This window comes from Klebsiella electrica (assembly GCF_006711645.1).
GTDB lineage: Bacteria > Pseudomonadota > Gammaproteobacteria > Enterobacterales > Enterobacteriaceae > Klebsiella > Klebsiella electrica.
Window position 1 is genome coordinate 4,411,483 of record NZ_CP041247.1, and the last position, 22,917, is coordinate 4,434,399.

Sequence of the window (22,917 nt, forward strand, 5' to 3'; positions counted from 1 at the left end):
CATCAACTTCTTTATACGGGCGGTGGGATTCACCGCGATTAGCGCGCCAGTGCTACAGCGCTCACTTCTTCCGCTACCCGTTCGGTAGCATCCGGAATCGAGGCTCTACGCGCTCGTTCCGCCATATCCAGCAGCGTTTCCCGATCCCAGCCAGCCAGCGTCTGCACAACGGCATCGACGGTGAACTGAGGCTGTTCGAGAATTTTCGCCGCGCCCGCTTTCTCCAGCGGCAGGGCATTCCAGTACTGCTGACGATCCTTGTGCTGAAACGGCACAAATAACGCCGGTAAACCTGCTGCGGCAATTTCACTCACCGTCAGCGCGCCGGAACGACACACAACAACATCGGCCCAGGCATACGCCGCCGCCATGTCATCAATAAACTCAGTCACTTTATGCTGCGGCTGCCCGGCATCCGCATAGGCCTGCTGCACCGTCTGCTGGCCGCCTTTCCCGCTTTGATGCCAGATAGTGACCGCCGAACCCAGTTTCCCCGCCACCTGCGGCATCGTCTGGTTCAGGACGCGGGCCCCCTGCGAGCCGCCCACTACCAGCACGCGGATCGCCCCCTGGCGCCCGACCAGGCGCTGTTCCGGTAACGGCAGCGCCAGCACATCGGTACGCACCGGGTTGCCCACCACATCAGCATGCGGAAACGCACCTGGGAACGCCTGCAACACCCTCTTCGCGATCTTTGCCAGCCATTTGTTTGTCAGGCCAGCAATGCCGTTTTGCTCATGCAGCACCACCGGGATACCCAGCGACCAGGCCGCCAGGCCGCCAGGGCCGGAAACGTAACCGCCCATCCCCAGCACCACGTCCGGCTGGAAACGCTTCATGACCTCCCGCGCCTGACGCCAGGCGTTGAAGATACGTACCGGCGCGAACAGCAGCGCTTTCAGCCCTTTGCCGCGCAGGCCGGATATACGGATAAAATCAATCTCAATGCCGTGTTTCGGCACTAAATCCGCTTCCATACGATCGGCGGTGCCGAGCCAGCGAACCTGCCAGCCCTGGTCCATTAAATGGTGCGCGACCGCCAGCCCAGGGAACACATGCCCACCGGTACCGCCCGCCATCACCATTAACCGCTTTTCCTGACCGCTCATCGAACACCCCGTGTAAACGCCTGGGCTTTTTCCAGACGCGTTTCATAATCAATTCGCAACAGCAACATGATGGCCGTCGACATAATCAGCAAACTGGAACCGCCGTAACTGATAAGCGGCAGCGTCAGGCCTTTCGTCGGCAGCATGCCTGCCGCGGCCCCGACGTTAACCAGCGCCTGGAAGCTAAACCAGATTCCAATGGCGCAGGCCAGGAAGCCGGAAAAGCGATGATCAATCTCCAGCGCCTTACGCCCAATCGACATGGCGCGAAAGGCGACGAAGAATACCATTAATAGGGCCAGTACCACACCGATATAACCGAGTTCTTCGCCGATAATGGCGAAGATGAAATCGGTATGCGCTTCCGGTAAATACTCCAGCTTCTGTACCGAGTTGCCTAAGCCCTGCCCCCACATTTCGCCACGGCCGAAAGCCATCAGCGACTGAGTCAGCTGGTAACCGCTGCCAAACGGGTCTTCCCACGGGTTCCAGAAAGAAGTGACGCGGCGAATACGATACGGTTCGGCAAGGATCAGCAGCACCACCGCCGAGATCCCCATGCCGATAATGGCGATGAACTGCCACAGCTTAGCGCCGCCGAGAAACAGCATCGCCAGAGTGGTAACGAACAGCACCACGACCGTACCGAGGTCCGGCTGCGCCAGCAGCAGAATCGCCAGCACGAAAATCACGCCCATCGGCTTTAAGAAGCCGCGCAGGTTATTGCGCACCTCATCGCCTTTACGCACCAGATAGTTGGCGATGTAGCAGAACAGCGACAGCTTGGTAAATTCCGCAGGCTGAATACGCAGCGGACCCAATGCAATCCAGCGCGATGCCCCGTTTACCGAGCTACCGACGACCAGAACGATCAGCAACATGACTATCGAAGCAATCAACATCGCCGTACTGTGCCGCTGCCAGAACTCCATCGGCAGGCGCAGCGTCACCAGAGCCAGACCCAGCGCCAGAAGAATGTATAACCCGTCGCGCTTAGCGAACAGAAAAGGATCGTTGGCCAGCCGCTGCCCTACCGGCATGGAAGCCGAGGTCACCATAATGAAACCCACGGCGGCCAGACCAAACGTCAGCCACAGCAGCATCCGGTCATACATGACCAGGCTATCGTTATCTTTCTGCCGCGAGCCCATCACCCAGCCTTTCAGCGCCGCAAACAGCCAGGCGAAGATAAACATCCCCGGCAGGCGCGGCAGTCTCCACTGAGGCATTTTCAGGCGCGGGAGGGATAAACGCATCAACCTAACTCCTTCGCCAGGCGGGCAAAGACATCGCCCCGTTGTTCGAAACTCTTAAACTGATCGAGACTGGCGCAAGCTGGCGATAACAGCACCATATCGCCCGACTTCAGCAGCGGGGCAATCTGACGCATCGCCTCTTCCATCGTCCCGGTTTGCGTCGCCACTTCCGGGCGCAGTGCCGCCAGCTGATCGCCATCGCGACCGAAGCAGTACAGGCGAATATTGTCGCCCGCCAGATAACGTTTCAGCGGCGTGAAATCAGCGGATTTGCCATCGCCGCCCAGCAGCAGGTACAGAGTGCCGTCCAGATGCAGTCCGTTCAGCGCCGCCTCAGTACTGCCGACGTTGGTGGCTTTGGAATCGTTGATCCAGCGCACGCCGTTATGATCCAGCACCAGCTGGAAGCGATGCGTCAGACCGGTAAAGGTGGTCAGCGCCTTGAGACTGCTGGCCCGCGGCAGGCCGGCAGCATCAGCCAGCGCCAATGCAGCCAGCGCATTGCTGTAGTTGTGTTGCCCGGTGATGTGCATCTCTTTGACGTTCAGGATCTTCTCACCTTTCACCCGCAGCCAGGTTTCTCCCTGCTGGCGGTTAAGATGATAGTCGCCGACATCAACGCCGAAGCTGATGCAGCGCTCATCGGCGCCGCGTACCGGCATCGTCAGCCCATCATCGGCATTCACGATGCAGGTTTTCGCATTTTCATACACCCGCAGTTTGGCCGCACGATACTGTTGCAGGCCCAGCGGGTAGCGGTCCATATGATCCTCGGTGACGTTGAGGATAGTCGCGGCCACCGCCCGCAGACTGGAGGTGGTTTCCAGCTGGAAGCTGGAGAGTTCCAGAACGTACAGTTCGCGGTCGGCATCGAGCAGCATCAGGGCCGGCAGGCCGATATTGCCGCCGACGCCAACATTCATGCCGGCCGCTTTCGCCATCTCGCCCACCAGCGTCGTCACGGTGCTTTTCCCGTTTGAGCCGGTAATCGCGATAATCGGCGCCTGCACTTCGCGACAGAACAGCTCAATGTCACCGACGATTTCGACGCCCGCATCCGCTGCCGCGCTCAGCGCAGGATGCGCCAGCGCGATACCAGGGCTTGCCACAATCAGATCCGCTGCCAGCAGCCAGTCTTCATTCAGGCCCCCCACGTAGCGTTCTACCTCTTCCGGCAGCTTATCCAGCCCGGAAGGCGCGACGCGGGTATCCATCACCCGCGGCGTCACGCCGCGCGCCATGAAAAAGTCCACGCAAGACAGCCCGGTCATCCCCAGGCCAATAATGACGACTTTTTTACCCTGATAATCTGCCATGATTAACGTACCTTCAGCGTCGCCAGGCCAATCAGCACCAGCATCAGCGAAATAATCCAGAAGCGCACGATAACGCGCGGCTCCGGCCAGCCCTTCAGTTCATAGTGGTGGTGAATCGGCGCCATACGGAAGATGCGCTGACCGCGCAGCTTGAAGGAACCGACCTGCAAAATAACCGACAGAGTCTCCACCACGAATACGCCACCCATAATCACCAGCAGGAACTCCTGACGCAGCAGCACGGCAATGATGCCCAGCGCGCCGCCGAGGGCCAGGGAGCCGACATCGCCCATAAAGACCTGCGCCGGATAGGTGTTGAACCACAAAAAGCCAAGACCCGCGCCGACGATCGCCGTACAGACGATAACCAGTTCCCCGGCGTGGCGCAGATAAGGGATATGCAGATAGTTGGCAAAGTTCATGTTGCCCGTTGCCCATGCCACCAGCGCGAAGCCCGCCGCCACAAACACGGTCGGCATAATCGCCAGGCCATCAAGGCCATCGGTCAGGTTGACCGCATTGCCGGTCCCGACAATCACGAAGTAAGCCAGCAAAATGTACAACAGCCCCAGTTGCGGCATGATGTCTTTAAAGAACGGCACAACCAGCTCGGTTGCTGGCGTATCTTTACCGGCCATATACAGCGCGAACGCCACGCCCAGCGCAATCACCGACATCCAGAAGTACTTCCAGCGGGCGATCAACCCTTTGGTGTCTTTACGCACCACCTTGCGGTAGTCATCGACGAAACCGATGATGCCGTAGCCGATCAGTACGGTCAGAACACACCATACGTACGGGTTGGACGGGTAAGCCCACAGCAGGACTGAGACCACAATAGCGGTCAGGATCATGATCCCGCCCATGGTCGGCGTACCGCGTTTGCTGAAGTGTGATTCCGGACCATCGTTACGTACGACCTGGCCGAAAGAGAGTTTTTGCAGACGGGCGATCATGCGCGGGCCCATCCACAAAGAGATGAACAGCGCGGTCAGCAGGCTGACGATGGCGCGAAACGTCAGATAAGAAAAGACGTTAAAGCCGGAATAATATTTGACCAGATGTTCGGCCAGCCATACTAACATGTTCCATTCTCCTGTAATGCGCGTACTACCTCTTCCATGGCGGCACTACGTGAACCCTTCACTAAAATGGTGATGATCTTATGTTCCGCCGTCAGCTCACGCAGCCGAGCCACCAGCGACGCTTTATCGCTGAGATGCTCGCCCACGCCGCTGGCGCGGCTAATCTCTGCGCTCAGCACGCCGGTGCTGAGTACGCGGTCAAGCCCTGCCGCTTTTGCCGCCTCGCCCACCTGGCGATGGCACGCTTCGCTTTCGGTACCCAGCTCGGCCATATCGCCGACGACCAGCACCCGGTAGCCCGGCATCTCGGACAGCACCTGCACCGCGGCGGTCATTGAACCGACGTTGGCATTGTATGAATCATCAAGCAGCAGCTGATTTTCCGCGAGCGTGATAGGGAACAGACGTCCCGGTACCGCTTGCAACTGCGCCAGACCGGCCTTCACCGCATTTAAGTCGGCGCCCACCGCCATCGCTAACGAGGCGGCTGCCAGCGCATTGGCGATATTGTGGCGCCCCGGCAGCGGCAGCAGCACATCCACGCTCCCCTGCGGGGTTTGCAGCGTAAATTCTGTCCCGTGGCTGGTGATATGAATCTGGGTAGCCGTAAAATCGCTGTTGGCCGCATTCGGCGAGAAACGCCATACCTTGCGCGCGCCGATGACGCTTTGCCAGTTCAGCCAGTCGTTATTGTCAGCATTCAGGATGGCAATGCCGTTTTCCGGCAGACCGGTAAAGATTTCGCCCTTCGCTTTCGCCACGCCCGCCAGCGAACCAAAACCTTCAAGGTGAGCGGCGGCCAGATTGTTGACCAGGGCGGCTTCCGGGCGCGTCAGGCTGACGGTCCAGGCGATTTCGCCCTGATGATTGGCCCCTAACTCAATGACGGCATAGCGATGCTCTTTGGTCAGACGCAGCAGCGTCATCGGTACGCCAATATCGTTATTCAGGTTACCGGCGGTATACAGCGTATTTCCGCACTGGCTCAGGATCGCCGCCGTCATCTCTTTCACCGACGTTTTTCCGGAAGATCCAGTCAGCGCCACCACGCGGGCTGGCACCTGCTGGCGAACCCACGCCGCCAGTTCGCCAAAGGCCAGGCGGGTATCTTTCACCACCACCTGCGGTAAATCACACGCCAGCTGACGGCTGACCAGCAGCGCACCGGCGCCGGCTTGTTTCGCCTGCTGCGCGAAATCGTGCGCATCAAAACGTTCGCCCTTTAAAGCAACGAACAGGCAGCCTGCCGTGATCTTACGGGTGTCCGACGTGACCTCATCAATGGCCAGATCGCGACCGTGCAGTTCGCCGCGCGTCACGTCGGCGAGCTGGCTTAGCATCAAGCGAATCATGCTACCGCTCCCAGCAGACGGGCTACGGTCACGCGATCGGAGTAGTCAAGACGACGATTGCCAACAATCTGGTAATCCTCATGACCTTTGCCAGCGACCAGCACGACATCGCCTTCCGCGGCCTGCATCACGGCGTTGGTCACCGCTTCAGCCCGGCCTTCTTTCACCTTCGCGTGTCCGGCGTCAAGCATGCCCGCGAGGATGTCGTTGATAATGGCGCGCGGCTCTTCGGTACGCGGGTTGTCATCGGTCACCACCACAATATCGGCGAACTCTTCGGCGATAGCGCCCATCAGCGGACGTTTGCCTTTATCGCGATCGCCGCCGCAGCCGAAGACGCACCACAGCTTGCCGTTACAGTGCAGACGCGCCGCCTGCAGCGCTTTTTCCAGCGCATCCGGAGTATGGGCATAATCCACCACCACGGTCGGTTTGCCCGGCGCGCTGAACACTTCCATTCGGCCGCAGACCGGCTGCAGACGAGCCGCGGTTTTCAGCAGCTCAGCCAGCGGATAGCCCAGCGCCAGCAGCGTGGCCAGCGCCAGCAGCAGGTTGCTGACGTTAAAGGCGCCCATCAGGCGGCTTTCAACTTCGCCCTTGCCCCAGCTGGAATCAAACTGGATGGTGGCGCCGCTATCGTGGTAGTTCACCGCCGTAGCCTTCAGCCAGCGGCCGTGACAGTTCGGGTTGATGCGGTCTTCCATCGATACGGCAACCGCGTCCGGCAGCTTCGCCAGCCAGCGGCGACCCACTTCATCATCGGCGTTGACGATAGCCTGTCCGCAATGATGAGTGGAATAAAGCAGCCATTTTGCCGCTTCGTAATGTTCCATATCACCGTGATAATCCAGGTGATCGCGGCTCAGGTTAGTAAAGACCGAGGCGGCAAACTGCAGCGCCGCCACGCGGTGCTGAACCAGACCGTGGGAAGAGACTTCCATGGCCGCGAAGGTAGCGCCCTGCCCTGCGAGGCCTGAAAGCACGTGCTGAACATCGACCGCAGAACCGGTGGTGTTTTCCGTCGGAATAACTTTGTCCAGCAGACCGTTGCCGACCGTGCCCATCACCGCACTGGTTTCGCCGAGCAGGTTGGCCCACTGCGCCAGTAGCTGGGTGGTGGTGGTTTTACCGTTGGTGCCGGTGACGCCAATCAGGCGCAGTTGTTCTGAAGGCTGATGGTAAAAACGCCCGGCCAGCGCGGATAAGCGCTCGTTGAGCTGGCTGAGATAGATGACCGGAACGCCGTGCATTTCACGGATTTCGCCGTCAGCAGCCTCATCTTTGGCCTCAGCTATAATGGCAGCAACACCTTGCGCTATCGCCTGCGGGATATAACGACGCCCGTCCGCCTGATGACCTAATACCGCGACAAAGAGATCGCCGGAAGCAGCCACCCGGCTGTCCAGCGTCATCTCTCGCAGAATTCGCTCCGGCGCATTTGGCACCCACGGAGCGAGAAGGTCGCGCAAATTACGATCTGCCACCTGTTCCCTCGCCTTGATTAATCACAAATTCACTTTTTTCGCCCGTTGCCAACGCATCCGGCTCGATGTTCATGGTACGCAGTACGCCGCCCATGATGGCACCGAAGACCGGCGCGGAAACGGCGCCGCCGTAGTATTTACCCGCCTGCGGGTCGTTGATCACCACCACCAGCGCAAAACGCGGGTGGCTGGCGGGCGCAACGCCTGCGGTGTAAGCAATATATTTGTTGATGTAGCGGCCATCTGGCCCCACTTTCTTCGCCGTACCGGTTTTAATCGCAATGCGGTAGCCTTTAATCGCCGCCTTCACGCCGCCGCCGCCGGGCAGCGCCACGCTTTCCATCATATGCACCACGGTACGAACGAGAGGTTCCGGGAATACACGCTCGCCGGGAACCGGTGGATCAACTTTGGTAATCGACAGCGGGCGATAGATGCCATAGCTGCCGATCGTTGCATAGACTCGCGCTAACTGTAACGGCGTTACCATTAGCCCGTAGCCGAAAGAAAAGGTGGCCCTCTCTATGTCAGACCACCGTTGTTTTTGAGGATATAAGCCACTGCGTTCTCCGACCAACCCCAAATTGGTCGCTTTTCCGAGTCCAAAACGTGAGTAAGTATCTACTAACGCTGAGGACGGCATCGCTAACGCCAGTTTGGAAACACCGACGTTACTCGACTTCTGTAGCACCCCGGTCAGGGTCAATTCGCTATAGCGCGCCACGTCTTTGATCTCGTGGCCGTTAATTCGGTAAGGAATGGTATTCAGTACGGTATTTTCGTTCACAATGCCGCGCTGCAGCGCCGTCATCACCACCATCGGCTTGACCGTCGAACCCGGTTCAAACACGTCGGTGATGGCACGGTTACGCATGATATCTTTCGCCGTACCGGAGAAATTATTCGGGTTATAAGAGGGACTGTTCGCCATCGCCAGCACTTCGCCAGTGCTGACATCGACCAGAACCGCACTTCCCGACTCCGCTTTGTTAAACGCCACGGCATTATTCAGTTCGCGATAAACCAACGCCTGCAGACGTTCATCGATACTCAACGCCAGATTGTGCGCGGCCTGGCTGTCGGTGGAGGAGATATCTTCAATAACGCGGCCGTAGCGGTCTTTACGCACAATACGTTCGCCGGGTTGACCGGTCAGCCATTTATCAAAGCTCTTCTCGACGCCTTCAATACCCTGGCTATCGACGTTGGTGAAACCAATAAGGTGAGCGGTAACTTCACCTGACGGGTAGTAACGGCGCGACTCTTCGCGCATGTGAATCCCTGGCAGCTTCAGCTTCTTGATGTAATCCGCCATATCAGGATTAACCTGACGCGCCAGATAGATAAAACGCATTCTCGGGTTGGTGTTGATGCGCGATGCCAGCTGATCCAGCGGCATGTTTAACGCATCGGCCAACGCCTTCCAGCGCTTATCAAGGGTGACTCCGCCAGCATCGTGCAGCTCTTTCGGGTCTGCCCAGATAGCCTTCACCGGCACACTCACCGCCAGCGGGCGGCCGGAGCGGTCAGTAATCATTCCGCGGGCGGTAGAGACCTCCTGCACGCGTAAAGAACGCATATCACCCTGACGGACCAGCATGTCCGGGCTGATCACCTGTAGCCAGGCCACGCGGCCCAGCAGGAAACCCAGCGCGATTAAAATGCACCCGCACAGCAACGCAAAACGCCAGCTAATAAAGCTGGCCTGTTCTTCCTGACGTTTTGGTTTTAGCGTTTTCGGCGCTGCTTTCATGCGTCGCAATAATCCTTATTTTTGTACAACGATATTTTCTTGTGATGGATCGACGTGTTGCATCTGCAACTTCTCGGTCGCGATCCGCTCAACCCGACTATGATCGCCGAGCGCGTTCTCTTCGAGGATCAGGTTTCGCCATTCAATATCCAGCGCGTCACGTTCCAGAACCAGTTGCTCACGCTGCGCGGTTAACAGACGGGTATGGTGTGCCGTCGTCACCACGGTAATCGCCGTAATGATGATGCAAATGAACAGACAGAGTGGCAGTTTCCCAAACCGCAGAAGATCGTCCCCGATGACGCCAGGCAAGGCATGGCGCTCGTTGCTTCCTAACGATCCTTTAACTTTGCTTAAGGCTTCTGTCACTCTGCCGATCATGCGTTCGTCCTCTCTGCAATGCGCAGAACTGAACTACGGGCCCGTGGATTCTCTGCCACCTCTTCTTCGCCCGGCATCAACTTGCCTAGTGCCCGCAACTCGCGGCCGCCCAGTTTTTTGAGCTGCGCCTCGGTCATCGGTAACCCGGCCGGAACCTGCGGACCGCGGCTTTGCTCACGCATAAAGCGCTTCACAATACGGTCTTCCAGCGAGTGGAAACTGATAACAGAAAGCCGCCCGCCCGGGGCCAGCACGCTGAGCGAGCTTTTTAGCGCCTGCTCTATCTCCTCCAGTTCACTGTTCACCCAGATGCGCACCGCCTGGAAGGTACGGGTCGCGGGATGTTTGAATTTGTCCTTCACCGGCGTCGCCGCCGTCACCACCTCCGCCAGCTCTTTCGTGCGAGTCATCGGCTCGATACGGTTACGCTCGACGATGGCGCGCGCGATGCGCTTGCCAAAGCGCTCTTCGCCGAAGGTTTTAATCACCCAGGCGATATCCGCTTCGTCCGCCGTCTGCAGCCACTCGGCGGCAGACTGGCCGCGCGTGGGGTCCATACGCATATCCAGCGGGCCATCGCGCATAAATGAGAAGCCACGCTCTGCGTCGTCAAGCTGAGGTGAAGAGACGCCAAGATCGAGAAGAATACCGTCGATCTGGCCAGTTAGTCCGCGCTCACTGACATAATCAGCCAGCGCTGAGAAAGGTCCATGTACGATGGAAAAGCGAGGGTCATCAATGGTTTTCGCCACGGCGATAGCCTGCGGATCGCGATCGATAGCCAGCAGGCGTCCTTCCGCTCCCAGTTGGGAAAGGATCAGGCGCGAGTGACCGCCGCGACCAAAGGTCCCATCAATGTAGATACCATCCGGACGAATATTCAGGCCGTTAACCGCTTCATCCAGAAGTACCGTAGTATGTTTAAAATTTTCCATCATGTTGTTATAGAGACAAATCCTGCAGACGCTCCGACAACGCGTCGGTAGACGACTGTTCAGCGTCGATATCTTCCTTGACCCGTTGATACCAGGTCGTTTCATCCCACAGTTCAAACTTATTGAACTGTCCGACCAGCATCACTTCTTTTGTCAGCCCGGCATGCTGCCGTAACACCGGCGCGATCAGCAGACGCCCGGCATTATCCATCTGACATTCGCTGGCATGACCCAAAAGCAGACGCTGCACGCGCCGCTCAACGGGATTCATGCTCGATAAACGCGACAATTTTTGCTCGATGATTTCCCATTCAGGCAAGGGGTAAAGCAGCAGGCACGGGTGATGAATGTCAATGGTACAAACCAGTTGACCGGAAGCGTCCTCGATCAGCCCGTCGCGGTAACGCGTCGGTACGGCCAGACGGCCTTTGCTGTCGAGATTGACTAACGTTGCCCCACGGAACATGCCAGCCTCACCCCTTTTCGCCACTTTAACCCACAAATTCCCACCAGAAGGAGTTTACGGAGCGGAGGAAAAGCTTGTCAAGCCAGCACGAATACCAACGAAGCTCAAAAACCCATTATTTGCAGCCGATATCCGGCCTGATGAAATAATCATCAACAAACGAGGCAAATTAACGCTATGAATACGTGTAAGAAAACAACCAACAAATTCGTAACAGTTAAAAGCAACAAAATATCTTCGGCGGGAAAATATAAAGTGTCAGTTTGCGACGCGAGCGGCATTTTAGGCGATTATGGTGCCCGTTAACAGTGCCTGTTATCGTCAGAGAAGCACTCTTACCGCGGGGTGCGGGGAGATGACCGTGTGATGGGCTGTAAAATGAGTGTTAATTCAGCGATTAACTTAACGAATGTAACAAAATAATACAAATAAAGACTGATTTCACTTTTTTTATCGCTAACGGGTGCCGAAAAGCGGCAACGCCAGAATAAAACAAAATAATGCGTAAAGAAGTTTAGGGATTTGTCTGAAAGCGATCCAAATTTACTTTTTTATGGTAATTAGTACGGATTATCGCCAGACAACTTTCGTCTGGCGAGTAACGCCATCCATTTCCAGGTTTTTAGCACACACCGATGCAGGCGCTCGATAGCCTGGCGTCTCAGCGACGATTCAAACTTCCCCGGCGATACAAATTACGACGGATACGGCTTAAGCCCGGTTTTGGCTTACGCGGTTCGTCGAGGCTGGCGAGCACAATTTCCAGCACGCGTTCAGCCACATCGCGGTGACGCTGGGCCACGGCCAGTACCGGGCACTGCAGGAAATCGAGCAGTTCATTGTCGCCGAAGGTCGCAATAGCCAGCTCGGACGGCAGCTTCCCTTCCCGGCGCAGCGTCACGTCCATCACCCCCTGCAACAGCGGAAATGACGTTGTGAACAGCGCCTGCGGCATGGGATGTGTTTCCAGCCATTTCTCAAACAGCTGCCCTGCCGCTTCGCGTTCAAAGCTGTTGGCGTACAGATACTGCACTTCCCGCGGATCGTCATTCCACGCGGTACGGAAGCCCTGTTCACGCAGGAAACTGACCGACAGCTCCGGTAACGCGCCAAGATACAGAACGTTTTCCCCCGGGAATTTGCGCAGTTCAGCGGCCAGCATTTCGGCATCATCCTGATCGGCGCCAACAACGCTGGTGAAGTGCTCGCGATCGAGCGCACGGTCAAGGGCGACAATCGGGAAAGGATCGTTGGCCCAGCGCTGATAGAACGGATGCTCTGGCGGAAGTGACGTCGAGACGATAATCGCATCCACCTGGCGCTGTAACAGATGCTCAATACAGCGCATTTCGTTATCAGGCTGATCTTCCGAACAGGCAATCAGCAGCTGATAGCCGCGCTGGCGCGCCTGACGCTCAAGATAGTTAGCAATACGGGTATAGCTGGTATTTTCCAGATCGGGAATCACCAGACCAATAGAACGCGTGCGTCCTGCACGCAAGCCGGCAGCGACCGCATTCGGATGGTAGTTGTGCTCACGAACGACGGCCATCACCTTTTCGACCGTTTTGTCGCTGACGCGGTACTGTTTCGCTTTACCGTTAATCACATAGCTAGCGGTGGTACGCGAGACACCGGCCAGCCGGGCGATTTCATCCAGTTTCACAATTGCCCCTTGGGTAATGAGTACAGAACATAACCTTTCTTCAGCTATGGATTCATTTTCATAACATCTAAACGCAGAATAGTTAGCGCAGCAACCGGTTTTGTCTCCAGTTCCCACCGATTTCGCAAAAAAATAACCCGACAGATTGTGTCGGGCTATTTTTACGTCAGTTTCAGCAACTCAGCGCATGATTTTGTCGCCGCGCGACAGTCCGACCACACCGGAGCGCGCCACTTCGACAATACGCGCAACATCGCGCAAGGAAGCCAGAAAAGCGTCCAGTTTATCGCTGGTCCCTACCAGCTGGACGGTATACAGCGACGGCGTGACATCGATGATTTGCCCGCGGAAAATCTCCGTGTTGCGCTTCACCTCTTCACGGCCAAAACCGCTCGCCTGGACTTTCACCAGCATAATTTCACGCTCAACGTGCGAATTCTGCCCCAGTTCGCTGACGCGCAGAACATCCACCAGCTTATGCAGCTGTTTTTCAATTTGCTCGATGGCTTTTTCATCGCCCACGGTCTGGATAGTCATTCTTGAAAGCGTCGGATCGTCGGTGGGGGCGACCGTCAGGCTTTCAATGTTATAGCCGCGCTGCGCGAAAAGACCGATGACGCGTGATAAGGCGCCTGATTCGTTTTCCAGTAAGACAGATAATATCCGGCGCATAATCAGGTTCTCTCCGTTTTGCTCAACCACATCTCATCCATGCCGCCGCCGCGGATCTGCATGGGATACACATGCTCGCTGCCGTCCACCGTCACATCAACGAAGACCAGACGATGATTACGCACCTGCTCCAGCGCTTCGGCCAGCTTAGACTCCAGCTCCTGCGGTTCGCTGATGCGAATCCCTACGTGCCCGTAAGCTTCCGCAAGCCGGACGAAATCCGGTAAGGACTCCATATAAGATTGTGAATGGCGACCAGAATAGATCATATCCTGCCACTGCTTCACCATCCCGAGGTAGCGGTTGTTCAGGTTCAACACCAGCACCGGCAGCTCATACTGTAAAGCAGTGGAAAGCTCCTGAATATTCATCTGGATACTGCCATCGCCGGTCACACAAACGACCATCTCTTCCGGCAGCGCCATCTTCACGCCGAGAGCGGCGGGCAAACCGAAGCCCATCGTGCCGAGGCCGCCTGAGTTAATCCACCGCCTTGGCTTGTCGAAAGGATAGTAAAGGGCGGCAAACATCTGGTGCTGACCGACATCGGAGGTCACGTAAGCGTCGCCGTTGGTCAGCCGCCAGATGGTCTCGATGACGGCCTGGGGTTTGATCTTGCCGCTTTGCGTATCGTATTGCAGGCAGTGGCGCGCGCGCCATTGCTCGATCTGCTGCCACCAGTCGCGGATCTCATCGTGCGGCTGCTGCACCTCTTCCTGCTCCAGGAGATCGAGCATCTGATCCAGCACCAGACGGGCGTCGCCGACGATCGGCACATCAGCCGGGACCGTCTTCGAAATGGAGGTCGGATCGATATCAATATGCAGCACCGTCGCATTCGGGCAGTACTTCGCCAGATTGTTGGTTGTGCGATCGTCAAAACGCACGCCGACGGCAAAGATGACATCGGAGTGATGCATCGTCATGTTGGCTTCATACGTTCCATGCATCCCCAGCATTCCTAAAGCCTGGGAATGGGTGGCCGGAAACGCGCCGAGCCCCATCAGCGACGAAGCCACCGGCAGATTCAGTTTTTCCACCAGGGTACGCAGCTGTTGTTCACATCCGGCGTTAATCGCCCCGCCGCCGACGTAGACAACCGGATGTTTTGCCGCCACCAGCGTCTGCAGAGCGCGTTTAATTTGTCCTTTATGACCACTGGTTGTCGGGTTGTAAGAACGCATACTGACGGTATCCGGCCACGCGTACGGCAGTTTGTTCGCCGGATTGAGGATATCCTTTGGTAAATCAACGACCACCGGACCTGGACGCCCGCTGGCGGCCAGCCAGAACGCTTTTTTCAGCACGCCGGGAATATCTTCCGTCTGCTTGACCAGGAAACTGTGTTTCACCACCGGCCGGGAGATACCGACCATATCGCACTCCTGGAAGGCGTCATAACCGATCAGGGAAGTCGCGACCTGCCCGGAGAGAATCACCAGCGGAACAGAATCCATGTATGCCGTTGCGATACCGGTAATGGCATTCGTCGCGCCCGGCCCCGAAGTCACCAGCACAACCCCCACTTCGCCGGTCGCGCGGGCAAGGCCGTCCGCCATATGCACCGCCGCCTGCTCATGGCGCACCAGAATATGGTCGATACCCCCCAGGGTATGCAACGCATCATAGATATCGAGGACCGCGCCTCCGGGATAGCCGAATACTTGCTTGACGCCCTGATCGACAAGCGATTGGACGACCATCTCGGCTCCTGACAACATCTCCATGGTTTGCCTCCAGGCTTACTGTTTCTAACGGCAGCAGAATTCAATTTCCGCGCGTTCGCACAATGCCAGAAATCGACGCCTGGCATTGAGGTGAATGGACTGCGTGCTCTTACCATAACTGCTCGCCAACGGGCAGGCAATTAGCGACCTCAGGCGTATGCGAGCCGCTAAAAGAATAAAAGATAAGAATTTTCTATGAAACGTAGTTGAAAGCTTCATAAATAAGAAGCGAGCGCTGAAATTACTCGGATAAACTGTCTGATGACAGGAATTCATCCATTTTTCACTTGCCGCACGCGCTGGCCGGGGGCGGCAAACAGGATAAAATCCTATATTTTGTGGTTTTGATCACATAAAGCGAGAGCGACCGCTCCCGCCCGGATAGCGCTATATTTAGCGCTGGCAAATACGTACCAGCAGCTCTTCCATCCACTGATGACCGCGGTCTTTTCCGGCAGCCTCATGCCAGGAAAGATAGCAGGTACGGCTATTTACTTTTAGCGGTAACGGCAATAATTGCAGGTTCAGCCTTTCTGCATACTCGCTCGCCAGCCAGCGCGGGGCAATGGCGACCATGTGAGTTTGCGATACCACATTGAGTACGCTGACCATGGCATTCCCTTGATACGCAATTTGCGTCTGCTTATTGACAGAGCTATACCAGGGCAGGCTGAACGAAGCATAGCGATCCAAAGCCACAACCGCATGTTCTTCACGATAAATATCCGCTTCCATCACTGGCCCGGAAATACGCGGGTGTCTACTGCTGGCCACTAATATCATTTCATCTTTAAACAAGGGCACACAGGCAAACTCGGGGCGGCGAAACTCCTCATAACCAACCACAAACTCTATTTCTTGATAACGTAATTGATGTTCGGTGTTTTGATTAAGCGATGCTTTAAAAATTAAATGAATATTCGGCGCCACTTCGTTAACTTTGTTAAATATAATCGAAGTAAGATAGTTATCTAACGGGCTACAGATGCAGAGATTAAATATGCGCTCGCTGTGTATTGGTTCAAAACCGGCTCCCGGTAGCTCATTTTGCACCAGTTGCAATGCCTGGCGTACTGAGCCAAATAGCTGAAATGCGCGAGCCGTCGGCTGAATACCCCGGCCATAACGGACAAACAGCTCATCATTAAACATCACTTTCAGCCGCGCTACGGCATTACTCACCGCAGGCTGAGACATCCCCAGAGAATGCGCCGCCCGCGTTATATTTTGCTCCTGCATTACCGCATCAAAAACGGTAAGCAGATTAAGATCGACCGTTCTGAGCTGAGGTTTGCTGACATCCTCGCCGGAGGGGAGTGTCATCTCAGCATTTTCAATTATCATACCCGGCTCCACCATCGCGTTTAATTCCCTTTTAAAAATGCGGTAATCAATACAGGAAATATCATTTACCATACATATGTCATTTACAAAAGGGCAGGAACGCATTTTAGGAATTTATCAAAATTATAAGTAACGCCAACCCGGTCAAATTATCGGGAAAATTCCTAATTCACTTAAATCATATCGATTACTTGATAATGTTAAGTGTACTCATAATTAGAAAAAACAAACAACATCCTCATGATGAATGTTAATTTAAGCAGGATTAAAATATGAATTTACTCTCTGCCTTAGACTGACATCGGGCTATCATTGATGACTCCCTGGCTTCCACACCAAAACATTCACAGAACCCATAAATTTACCGGTTTCATTACAATACGCGCTTCCCTCTATCCACGTTTCTTCACTCCGGCCTGAAACAGCCTCGCTGCGACTCGTTTAAAATTTTTTCCTGACAGCCTGCCCCCTGATACTATCGTCGGCAAAAATGCGCGTTAACCAGCATAATTAGCTAATGCCTTCCGGTAGCAAACAGAGGGTTTTTCCTTGCCAGGGGTTGACATCAAAACGCGTATCCAGTAACTCTAAAAGCATATCGATTTCATCTGGAGCATGACCTAATGATTCGCACCACTCGTTTCACCGGCCTACTACTACTAAACGCATCCACTATGCGCGGTAGGCTGTTGGGCGACGTTCAGCGTTAAGTCATCTTCCAGCAAGACTAGTAAACCCGCGCCATTGCGCGGGTTTTTTTATGCTCGTCAGCAAGGCGCCCAGGACACCGATTAAGGATCTATACCATGAGCCAGCAAGTCATTATTTTCGATACGACCTTACGTGACGGAGAGCAAGCGTTACAGGCCAGCCTGAGCGTGAAAGAGAAGCTGCAGATTGCGATGGCCCTCGAACGGATGGGCGTTGATGTGATGGAAGTCGGTTTCCCGGTCTCATCTCCTGGCGACTTTGAGTCCGTACAAACCATCGCGCGTACCATCAAAAACAGCCGCGTCTGCGCCCTGGCTCGTTGCGTCGAAAAAGACATTGATGTGGCGGCAGAATCCTTAAAAGTCGCCGAAGCATTCCGTATTCACACCTTTATCGCCACCTCGCCGATGCACATCGCCACCAAGCTGCGTAGCACCCTGGATGAGGTCATTGAGCGCGCCATCTATATGATCAAACGCGCACGCAACTATACCGACGACGTCGAATTCTCCTGTGAAGATGCGGGTCGTACGCCGATCGCCGATCTGGCGCGCGTCGTCGAAGCCGCTATCAGCGCCGGCGCCACGACGATTAATATCCCGGACACCGTCGGCTACACCATGCCGTTCGAGTTCTCCAGTATCATTACCGGCCTGTACGATCGTGTCCCGAATATCGACAAAGCTATCATCTCTGTGCACACCCATGACGATTTAGGTCTGGCCGTGGGTAATGCGATCGCCGCGGTCCACGCCGGCGCGCGCCAGGTTGAAGGCGCCATGAACGGTATTGGCGAGCGTGCGGGCAACTGTTCGCTGGAAGAGGTGATTATGGCCATCAAGGTGCGCAAAGACATTATGAATGTCCGTACCGGCATTAATCACAATGAAATCTGGCGTACCAGCCAGACCGTCAGCCAGATTTGCAATATGCCTATTCCGGCTAACAAAGCCATCGTCGGCACCGGCGCCTTCGCCCACTCTTCCGGTATCCATCAGGACGGCGTGCTGAAGAATCGCGAAAACTACGAAATTATGACGCCGGAATCCATCGGTCTGAATCAGGTGCAGTTGAACCTGACCTCCCGCTCCGGCCGTGCGGCAGTGAAACACCGCATGGAAGAGATGGGCTACAAAGATACCGACTACAACATGGATCACCTCTACGACGCATTCCTGAAGCTGGCAGACAAAAAAGGCCAGGTCTTTGATTACGATCTGGAAGCGCTGGCGTTCATCAACAAGCAGCAGGAAGAGCCGGAACATTTCCGTCTGGATTACTTCAGCGTCCAGTCAGGCTCCAGCGATATCGCCACCGCCTCCGTAAAACTGGTCTGCGGTGAAGAGACCAAAGCGGAAGCCGCAAACGGCAACGGCCCGGTCGACGCTATTTACCAGGCAATCAACCGCATCACCGGCTATGACGTTGAGCTGGTCAAATATGACCTGAACGCCAAAGGTCAGGGCAAAGACGCGCTGGGTCAGGTAGATATCGTCGTGACCTACAATGGTCGTCGCTTCCACGGCGTCGGTCTGGCGACGGATATTGTTGAATCCTCCGCGAAAGCCATGGTTCACGTGCTGAACAATATCTGGCGCGCAGCAGAAGTCGAAAAAGAATTGCAACGCAAAGCTCAAAATAACGAGAACAAGAAGGAAACCGTGTAATGTCGAAGAATTACCATATTGCTGTTTTGCCAGGTGATGGCATTGGCCCGGAAGTCATGAACCAGGCGATGAAAGTACTGGAAGCCGTTCGTCACCGTTTTGATATGCGCATTACCACCAGTCAGTATGACGTCGGCGGCATCGCTATCGACCGTCAGGGTACCCCGCTGCCGCAGGCGACCGTAGAAGGTTGCGAGCAGGCCGATGCGATCCTGTTCGGCTCCGTAGGCGGCCCGAAATGGGAACATCTGCCGCCGGCTGGTCAGCCGGAGCGCGGCGCGCTGCTGCCGCTGCGTAAACATTTCAAACTGTTCAGCAACCTGCGTCCGGCGAAGCTGTACCAGGGGCTGGAAGAGTTTTGCCCGCTGCGCGCGGATATCGCCGCCAACGGCTTCGACATTCTGTGCGTCCGCGAATTAACCGGCGGCATCTACTTCGGCCAGCCGAAAGGCCGCGAAGGCAGCGGTCAACACGAGAAAGCGTTTGATACCGAGGTCTATCATCGCTTTGAAATCGAGCGCATCGCGCATATTGCGTTCCAGTCCGCACGTAAACGACGTAATAAAGTGACTTCTATTGATAAAGCGAACGTTCTGCAGTCATCTATTCTGTGGCGCGAAGTGGTCAACGAGATTGCCAAAGAATACCCGGACGTTGAGCTGGCGCACATGTACATCGACAACGCCACGATGCAGTTGATTAAAGACCCGTCCCAGTTCGACGTTCTGCTGTGCTCCAACCTGTTCGGCGACATCCTGTCTGACGAATGCGCCATGATCACCGGTTCAATGGGCATGCTGCCGTCGGCCAGCCTCAATGAACAAGGTTTTGGTCTGTATGAACCGGCAGGCGGCTCAGCCCCGGATATCGCGGGCAAGAATATCGCCAACCCTATCGCGCAGATCCTCTCTCTGGCGCTGCTGCTGCGCTACAGCCTGAATGCCGATGACGCGGCAACAGCGATTGAGAATGCTATCAACCGTGCATTAGAAGAAGGCGTACGTACCGGCGATTTAGCGCGTGGTACGGCGGCGGTCAGTACCGATGAAATGGGCGATATCATTGCCCGCTATGTCGCTGAAGGGGTGTAATCATGGCGAAGACCTTATACGAGAAGTTGTTTGATGCGCATGTTGTTTATGAAGCGCAAAATGAAACCCCGCTGCTGTACATCGACCGTCATCTGGTGCATGAAGTGACCTCCCCGCAGGCCTTTGACGGCCTGCGCGCGCACAACCGTCAGGTTCGTCAGCCGGGTAAAACCTTCGCCACCATGGACCATAACGTTTCCACCCAGACGAAAGATATCAACGCGTCCGGCGAAATGGCGCGCATTCAGATGCAGGAACTGATCAAAAACTGCAAAGAGTTCGGCGTTGAGCTGTACGATCTGAATCACCCGTATCAAGGGATCGTCCACGTGATGGGGCCGGAACAGGGCGTCACTCTGCCGGGAATGACCATCGTCTGCGGCGATTCTCACACCGCGACTCACGGCGCCTTTGGCGCACTGGCTTTTGGCATCGGCACCTCCGAAGTTGAGCACGTCCTGGCGACTCAGACCCTGAAGCAGGGCCGTGCCAAAACCATGAAGATTGAAGTGAAGGGCAAAGCGGCGCCGGGCATCACCGCCAAAGATATCGTGCTGGCCATCATTGGCAAAACCGGTAGCGCCGGCGGCACCGGCCACGTAGTGGAGTTCTGCGGTGAAGCCATTCGCGATCTGAGCATGGAAGGTCGTATGACGCTGTGCAATATGGCCATCGAAATGGGCGCGAAAGCAGGCCTGGTTGCGCCGGATGAAACCACGTTTAACTATGTGCAGGGCCGTTTGCATGCGCCAAAAGGCCAGGACTTCGACGCTGCCGTTGCCTACTGGAAAACCCTGAAAACCGACGCTGACGCGGCCTTCGATACCGTCGTAACCCTGCAGGCTGAAGAGATTGCCCCGCAGGTGACCTGGGGCACGAACCCGGGCCAGGTCATCTCCGTTAACGAGAGGATCCCCGACCCGGCCTCTTTCGCCGATCCGGTAGAGCGAGCGAGCGCAGAAAAAGCGCTGGCCTATATGGGCCTGAAGCCAGGTATCCCGTTAACCGACGTAGCTATCGATAAGGTGTTCATCGGCTCCTGTACCAACTCGCGTATTGAAGATTTGCGCGCCGCGGCCAAAGTCGCGAAAGGCCGCAAAGTCGCACCGGGCGTGCAGGCATTAGTGGTCCCGGGTTCTGGCCCGGTGAAAGCTCAGGCGGAAGCTGAAGGGCTGGATAAGATCTTTATCGAAGCTGGTTTTGAATGGCGACTGCCGGGCTGCTCTATGTGCCTGGCCATGAACAACGATCGCCTGAATCCTGGCGAACGCTGCGCATCAACCAGCAACCGTAACTTTGAAGGCCGTCAGGGCCGCGGCGGACGTACTCACTTAGTCAGCCCGGCTATGGCCGCTGCGGCAGCCGTGACCGGCCATTTCGCCGATATCCGCGACATCAAATAAGGAGACCATCATGGCAGAGAAATTTACCCAACATACGGGCCTGGTGGTTCCGCTGGATGCCGCAAACGTCGATACCGATGCGATCATTCCTAAGCAGTTCCTGCAGAAAGTCACGCGCACCGGTTTTGGCGCGCATCTGTTCAACGACTGGCGTTTTCTTGATGATCAGGGACAGCAGCCGAATCCGGAATTCGTGCTGAACTTCCCGGAGTATAAAGGCGCATCGATCCTGCTGGCGCGGGAAAACTTCGGCTGCGGCTCCTCCCGTGAGCATGCGCCGTGGGCATTGACCGATTACGGTTTTAAAGTGGTCATCGCCCCCAGCTTCGCCGATATCTTTTACGGCAACAGCTTTAACAACCAGCTGCTGCCGGTGACGCTGAGCGATGAACAGGTCGACGAGATGTTCAGTCTGGTTCAGGCGAATCCGGGCATAACGTTCGAAGTGGATCTGGAATCCGAAGTGGTGAAAGCGGGCGACAAAACCTACAGCTTTAAAATCGATGCCTTCCGCCGCCACTGTATGCTCAACGGACTTGATAGCATCGGCCTGACGTTGCAGCACGAAGAGGCGATTTCAGCCTACGAAAACCAACTGCCGGCCTTTATGAACTAAGCACGCCGTTGATACCCGAGCCCGGTCCTGTGACCGGGCATTTTTTTAGCTTTTTCGCGCGGGTGATGACCACAAATACCCCCACCCGGCCCTGACCGATGGACCCTCACATGACGACAGCTGTCACCATTAAAAACATCACCTTTCAGGAAGGCGCCACGTTAATTTGCGTGCCGCTGATCGGCCAGACGCTCGATGAGCTGCAAACCCATGCCCATACCCTGGCGGAGGCCGGAGCCGATCTTATCGAATGGCGCGTCGACCACTTTATCCGCGTCCATGAACAACAACAGGTCCTGCTGGCGCTGACGGAGATTCGCCGGCTGCTCGCCGATATGCCGCTGCTGTTCACCTTTCGCAGCTACAAAGAGGGGGGTGAAACGGAACTTGCCGATGACGCGTACTTCGCCCTCAACCGCCTGGCCGTCACCAGCGGGCTGGTGGACATCATTGATATTGAGCTCTTCAATGACGAAGCGTCGATCCGGGCGTTGATCGATGAAGCTCATGCCGCCGGGGTGAAGGTGATTATGAGCAATCATGATTTCCACAAAACGCCGGCGCAGGAAGAGATCATCGCCCGGCTACGTCGGATGCAGGATCTGGGTGCCGATCTGCCGAAAATCGCGGTCATGCCTCAGTCGCCGCACGACGTGCTGACGTTACTGTCTGCCACTCTGGTGATGAAAGAACAGTACGCCACCCGCCCGTTAATCACGATGTCGATGGGCAAACCGGGCGGCATCAGCCGGGTCACCGGACGCCTGTTCGGCTCAGCGATGACGTTTGGCAGCGTGGGTCAGGCATCGGCACCCGGACAAATTGCCGTGCGTCAGCTGCGGGAAATGATGAATATTCTGTCCTGAAAGCCCGCCGCATCGCA

The 22,917-nt window shown here is 56.0% G+C and carries 20 protein-coding genes; 6 read left to right on the top strand and 14 right to left on the bottom strand.

All coding sequences use genetic code 11. The features are described 5' to 3' along the window. Window positions 1-38: 38 nt before the first annotated feature. From murG to leuO, 14 genes are all read right to left on the bottom strand, one after another. Window positions 39-1,109, bottom strand: coding sequence for an undecaprenyldiphospho-muramoylpentapeptide beta-N-acetylglucosaminyltransferase (murG, locus tag Electrica_RS21085; RefSeq protein ID WP_100682562.1), 1,071 nt, complete (start codon window positions 1,107-1,109; stop codon window positions 39-41). Further along, a complete protein-coding gene (gene ftsW / locus Electrica_RS21090) occupies window positions 1,106-2,365 on the bottom strand; it encodes a cell division protein FtsW (protein ID WP_100682563.1) in 1,260 nt (419 codons plus the stop codon). The genes murG and ftsW overlap by 4 nt, the downstream gene beginning before the upstream one ends. Next, the gene (murD, locus tag Electrica_RS21095) at window positions 2,365-3,681 is read right to left on the bottom strand and encodes a UDP-N-acetylmuramoyl-L-alanine--D-glutamate ligase (protein WP_141965325.1); all 1,317 of its coding nucleotides are present in this window, start codon (window positions 3,679-3,681) and stop codon (window positions 2,365-2,367) included. Before murD ends, ftsW begins: the two co-directional genes overlap by 1 nt. A gap of 2 nt (window positions 3,682-3,683) precedes the next feature. Further along, complete coding sequence (gene mraY, locus Electrica_RS21100) at window positions 3,684-4,766, bottom strand: phospho-N-acetylmuramoyl-pentapeptide-transferase (protein ID WP_100682565.1); 1,083 nt, start codon at window positions 4,764-4,766, stop codon at window positions 3,684-3,686. Further along, complete coding sequence (murF, locus tag Electrica_RS21105) at window positions 4,760-6,118, bottom strand: UDP-N-acetylmuramoyl-tripeptide--D-alanyl-D-alanine ligase (RefSeq protein ID WP_100682566.1); 1,359 nt, start codon at window positions 6,116-6,118, stop codon at window positions 4,760-4,762. Before murF ends, mraY begins: the two co-directional genes overlap by 7 nt. After that, on the bottom strand, window positions 6,115-7,602 hold the full coding sequence (murE, locus tag Electrica_RS21110) for a UDP-N-acetylmuramoyl-L-alanyl-D-glutamate--2,6-diaminopimelate ligase (RefSeq protein WP_131049232.1): 1,488 nt from the start codon (window positions 7,600-7,602) through the stop codon (window positions 6,115-6,117). The genes murF and murE overlap by 4 nt, the downstream gene beginning before the upstream one ends. After that, the gene (locus Electrica_RS21115; protein ID WP_100682568.1) at window positions 7,589-9,355 is read right to left on the bottom strand and encodes a peptidoglycan glycosyltransferase FtsI; all 1,767 of its coding nucleotides are present in this window, start codon (window positions 9,353-9,355) and stop codon (window positions 7,589-7,591) included. The genes murE and Electrica_RS21115 overlap by 14 nt, the downstream gene beginning before the upstream one ends. Window positions 9,356-9,370: 15 nt before the next feature. After that, window positions 9,371-9,736, bottom strand: coding sequence for a cell division protein FtsL (gene ftsL, locus Electrica_RS21120; protein ID WP_004857854.1), 366 nt, complete (start codon window positions 9,734-9,736; stop codon window positions 9,371-9,373). Beyond that, window positions 9,733-10,674: a 16S rRNA (cytosine(1402)-N(4))-methyltransferase RsmH gene (gene rsmH / locus Electrica_RS21125; RefSeq protein ID WP_100682569.1), complete on the bottom strand. Its 942-nt coding sequence runs from the start codon at window positions 10,672-10,674 to the stop codon at window positions 9,733-9,735. Before rsmH ends, ftsL begins: the two co-directional genes overlap by 4 nt. 4 nt (window positions 10,675-10,678) lie before the next feature. Further along, the gene (gene mraZ, locus Electrica_RS21130) at window positions 10,679-11,137 is read right to left on the bottom strand and encodes a division/cell wall cluster transcriptional repressor MraZ (RefSeq protein WP_004857850.1); all 459 of its coding nucleotides are present in this window, start codon (window positions 11,135-11,137) and stop codon (window positions 10,679-10,681) included. A 661-nt stretch (window positions 11,138-11,798) separates the two neighbouring features. Continuing rightward, a complete protein-coding gene (gene cra, locus Electrica_RS21135; protein WP_004857845.1) occupies window positions 11,799-12,803 on the bottom strand; it encodes a catabolite repressor/activator in 1,005 nt (334 codons plus the stop codon). 180 nt (window positions 12,804-12,983) lie between these two features. Beyond that, window positions 12,984-13,475, bottom strand: a complete 492-nt coding sequence (ilvN, locus tag Electrica_RS21140; RefSeq protein ID WP_100682570.1) for an acetolactate synthase small subunit — start codon at window positions 13,473-13,475, stop codon at window positions 12,984-12,986. A 2-nt stretch (window positions 13,476-13,477) separates the two neighbouring features. Then, the gene (ilvI, locus tag Electrica_RS21145) at window positions 13,478-15,202 is read right to left on the bottom strand and encodes an acetolactate synthase 3 large subunit (protein WP_100682571.1); all 1,725 of its coding nucleotides are present in this window, start codon (window positions 15,200-15,202) and stop codon (window positions 13,478-13,480) included. Window positions 15,203-15,595: 393 nt separating this feature from the next. Further along, window positions 15,596-16,561 carry a transcriptional regulator LeuO gene (leuO, locus tag Electrica_RS21150; RefSeq protein ID WP_407081266.1) on the bottom strand — a complete coding sequence of 322 codons (966 nt, stop codon included), beginning with the start codon at window positions 16,559-16,561 and terminating at the stop codon, window positions 15,596-15,598. Between the two features lie 608 nt (window positions 16,562-17,169). On the opposite strand from leuO, the gene leuL reads away from it, so the two are divergent. From leuL to aroD, 6 genes are all read left to right on the top strand, one after another. Then, complete coding sequence (gene leuL, locus Electrica_RS21155; protein WP_049267590.1) at window positions 17,170-17,256, top strand: leu operon leader peptide; 87 nt, start codon at window positions 17,170-17,172, stop codon at window positions 17,254-17,256. A gap of 96 nt (window positions 17,257-17,352) precedes the next feature. After that, on the top strand, window positions 17,353-18,924 hold the full coding sequence (gene leuA / locus Electrica_RS21160) for a 2-isopropylmalate synthase (RefSeq protein WP_131049230.1): 1,572 nt from the start codon (window positions 17,353-17,355) through the stop codon (window positions 18,922-18,924). Continuing rightward, window positions 18,924-20,015, top strand: coding sequence for a 3-isopropylmalate dehydrogenase (gene leuB / locus Electrica_RS21165; protein ID WP_141965326.1), 1,092 nt, complete (start codon window positions 18,924-18,926; stop codon window positions 20,013-20,015). The genes leuA and leuB overlap by 1 nt, the downstream gene beginning before the upstream one ends. Before the next feature lie 2 nt (window positions 20,016-20,017). Continuing rightward, window positions 20,018-21,418, top strand: coding sequence for a 3-isopropylmalate dehydratase large subunit (gene leuC / locus Electrica_RS21170; protein WP_131049228.1), 1,401 nt, complete (start codon window positions 20,018-20,020; stop codon window positions 21,416-21,418). A 10-nt stretch (window positions 21,419-21,428) separates the two neighbouring features. After that, a complete protein-coding gene (gene leuD, locus Electrica_RS21175) occupies window positions 21,429-22,034 on the top strand; it encodes a 3-isopropylmalate dehydratase small subunit (RefSeq protein ID WP_131049227.1) in 606 nt (201 codons plus the stop codon). Between the two features lie 110 nt (window positions 22,035-22,144). After that, window positions 22,145-22,900 (top strand): type I 3-dehydroquinate dehydratase, encoded by a 756-nt coding sequence (gene aroD / locus Electrica_RS21180; protein ID WP_141965327.1) that lies wholly within the window; start codon window positions 22,145-22,147, stop codon window positions 22,898-22,900. Window positions 22,901-22,917: the final 17 nt, after the last annotated feature.

Coding starts and splice junctions, on each gene's coding strand:
- mraY (WP_100682565.1), bottom strand. CDS start 4,766: ATGTTAGTATGGCTGGCCGAACATCTGGTCAAATATTATTCCGGCTTT.
- leuA (WP_131049230.1), top strand. CDS start 17,353: ATGAGCCAGCAAGTCATTATTTTCGATACGACCTTACGTGACGGAGAG.
- ilvN (WP_100682570.1), bottom strand. CDS start 13,475: ATGCGCCGGATATTATCTGTCTTACTGGAAAACGAATCAGGCGCCTTA.
- murG (WP_100682562.1), bottom strand. CDS start 1,109: ATGAGCGGTCAGGAAAAGCGGTTAATGGTGATGGCGGGCGGTACCGGT.
- ftsL (WP_004857854.1), bottom strand. CDS start 9,736: ATGATCGGCAGAGTGACAGAAGCCTTAAGCAAAGTTAAAGGATCGTTA.
- aroD (WP_141965327.1), top strand. CDS start 22,145: ATGACGACAGCTGTCACCATTAAAAACATCACCTTTCAGGAAGGCGCC.
- mraZ (WP_004857850.1), bottom strand. CDS start 11,137: ATGTTCCGTGGGGCAACGTTAGTCAATCTCGACAGCAAAGGCCGTCTG.
- murD (WP_141965325.1), bottom strand. CDS start 3,681: ATGGCAGATTATCAGGGTAAAAAAGTCGTCATTATTGGCCTGGGGATG.
- leuC (WP_131049228.1), top strand. CDS start 20,018: ATGGCGAAGACCTTATACGAGAAGTTGTTTGATGCGCATGTTGTTTAT.
- ilvI (WP_100682571.1), bottom strand. CDS start 15,202: ATGGAGATGTTGTCAGGAGCCGAGATGGTCGTCCAATCGCTTGTCGAT.
- leuL (WP_049267590.1), top strand. CDS start 17,170: ATGATTCGCACCACTCGTTTCACCGGCCTACTACTACTAAACGCATCC.
- leuB (WP_141965326.1), top strand. CDS start 18,924: ATGTCGAAGAATTACCATATTGCTGTTTTGCCAGGTGATGGCATTGGC.
- rsmH (WP_100682569.1), bottom strand. CDS start 10,674: ATGATGGAAAATTTTAAACATACTACGGTACTTCTGGATGAAGCGGTT.
- leuD (WP_131049227.1), top strand. CDS start 21,429: ATGGCAGAGAAATTTACCCAACATACGGGCCTGGTGGTTCCGCTGGAT.
- leuO (WP_407081266.1), bottom strand. CDS start 16,561: ATGGTGGAGCCGGGTATGATAATTGAAAATGCTGAGATGACACTCCCC.
- Electrica_RS21115 (WP_100682568.1), bottom strand. CDS start 9,355: ATGAAAGCAGCGCCGAAAACGCTAAAACCAAAACGTCAGGAAGAACAG.
- ftsW (WP_100682563.1), bottom strand. CDS start 2,365: ATGCGTTTATCCCTCCCGCGCCTGAAAATGCCTCAGTGGAGACTGCCG.
- murF (WP_100682566.1), bottom strand. CDS start 6,118: ATGATTCGCTTGATGCTAAGCCAGCTCGCCGACGTGACGCGCGGCGAA.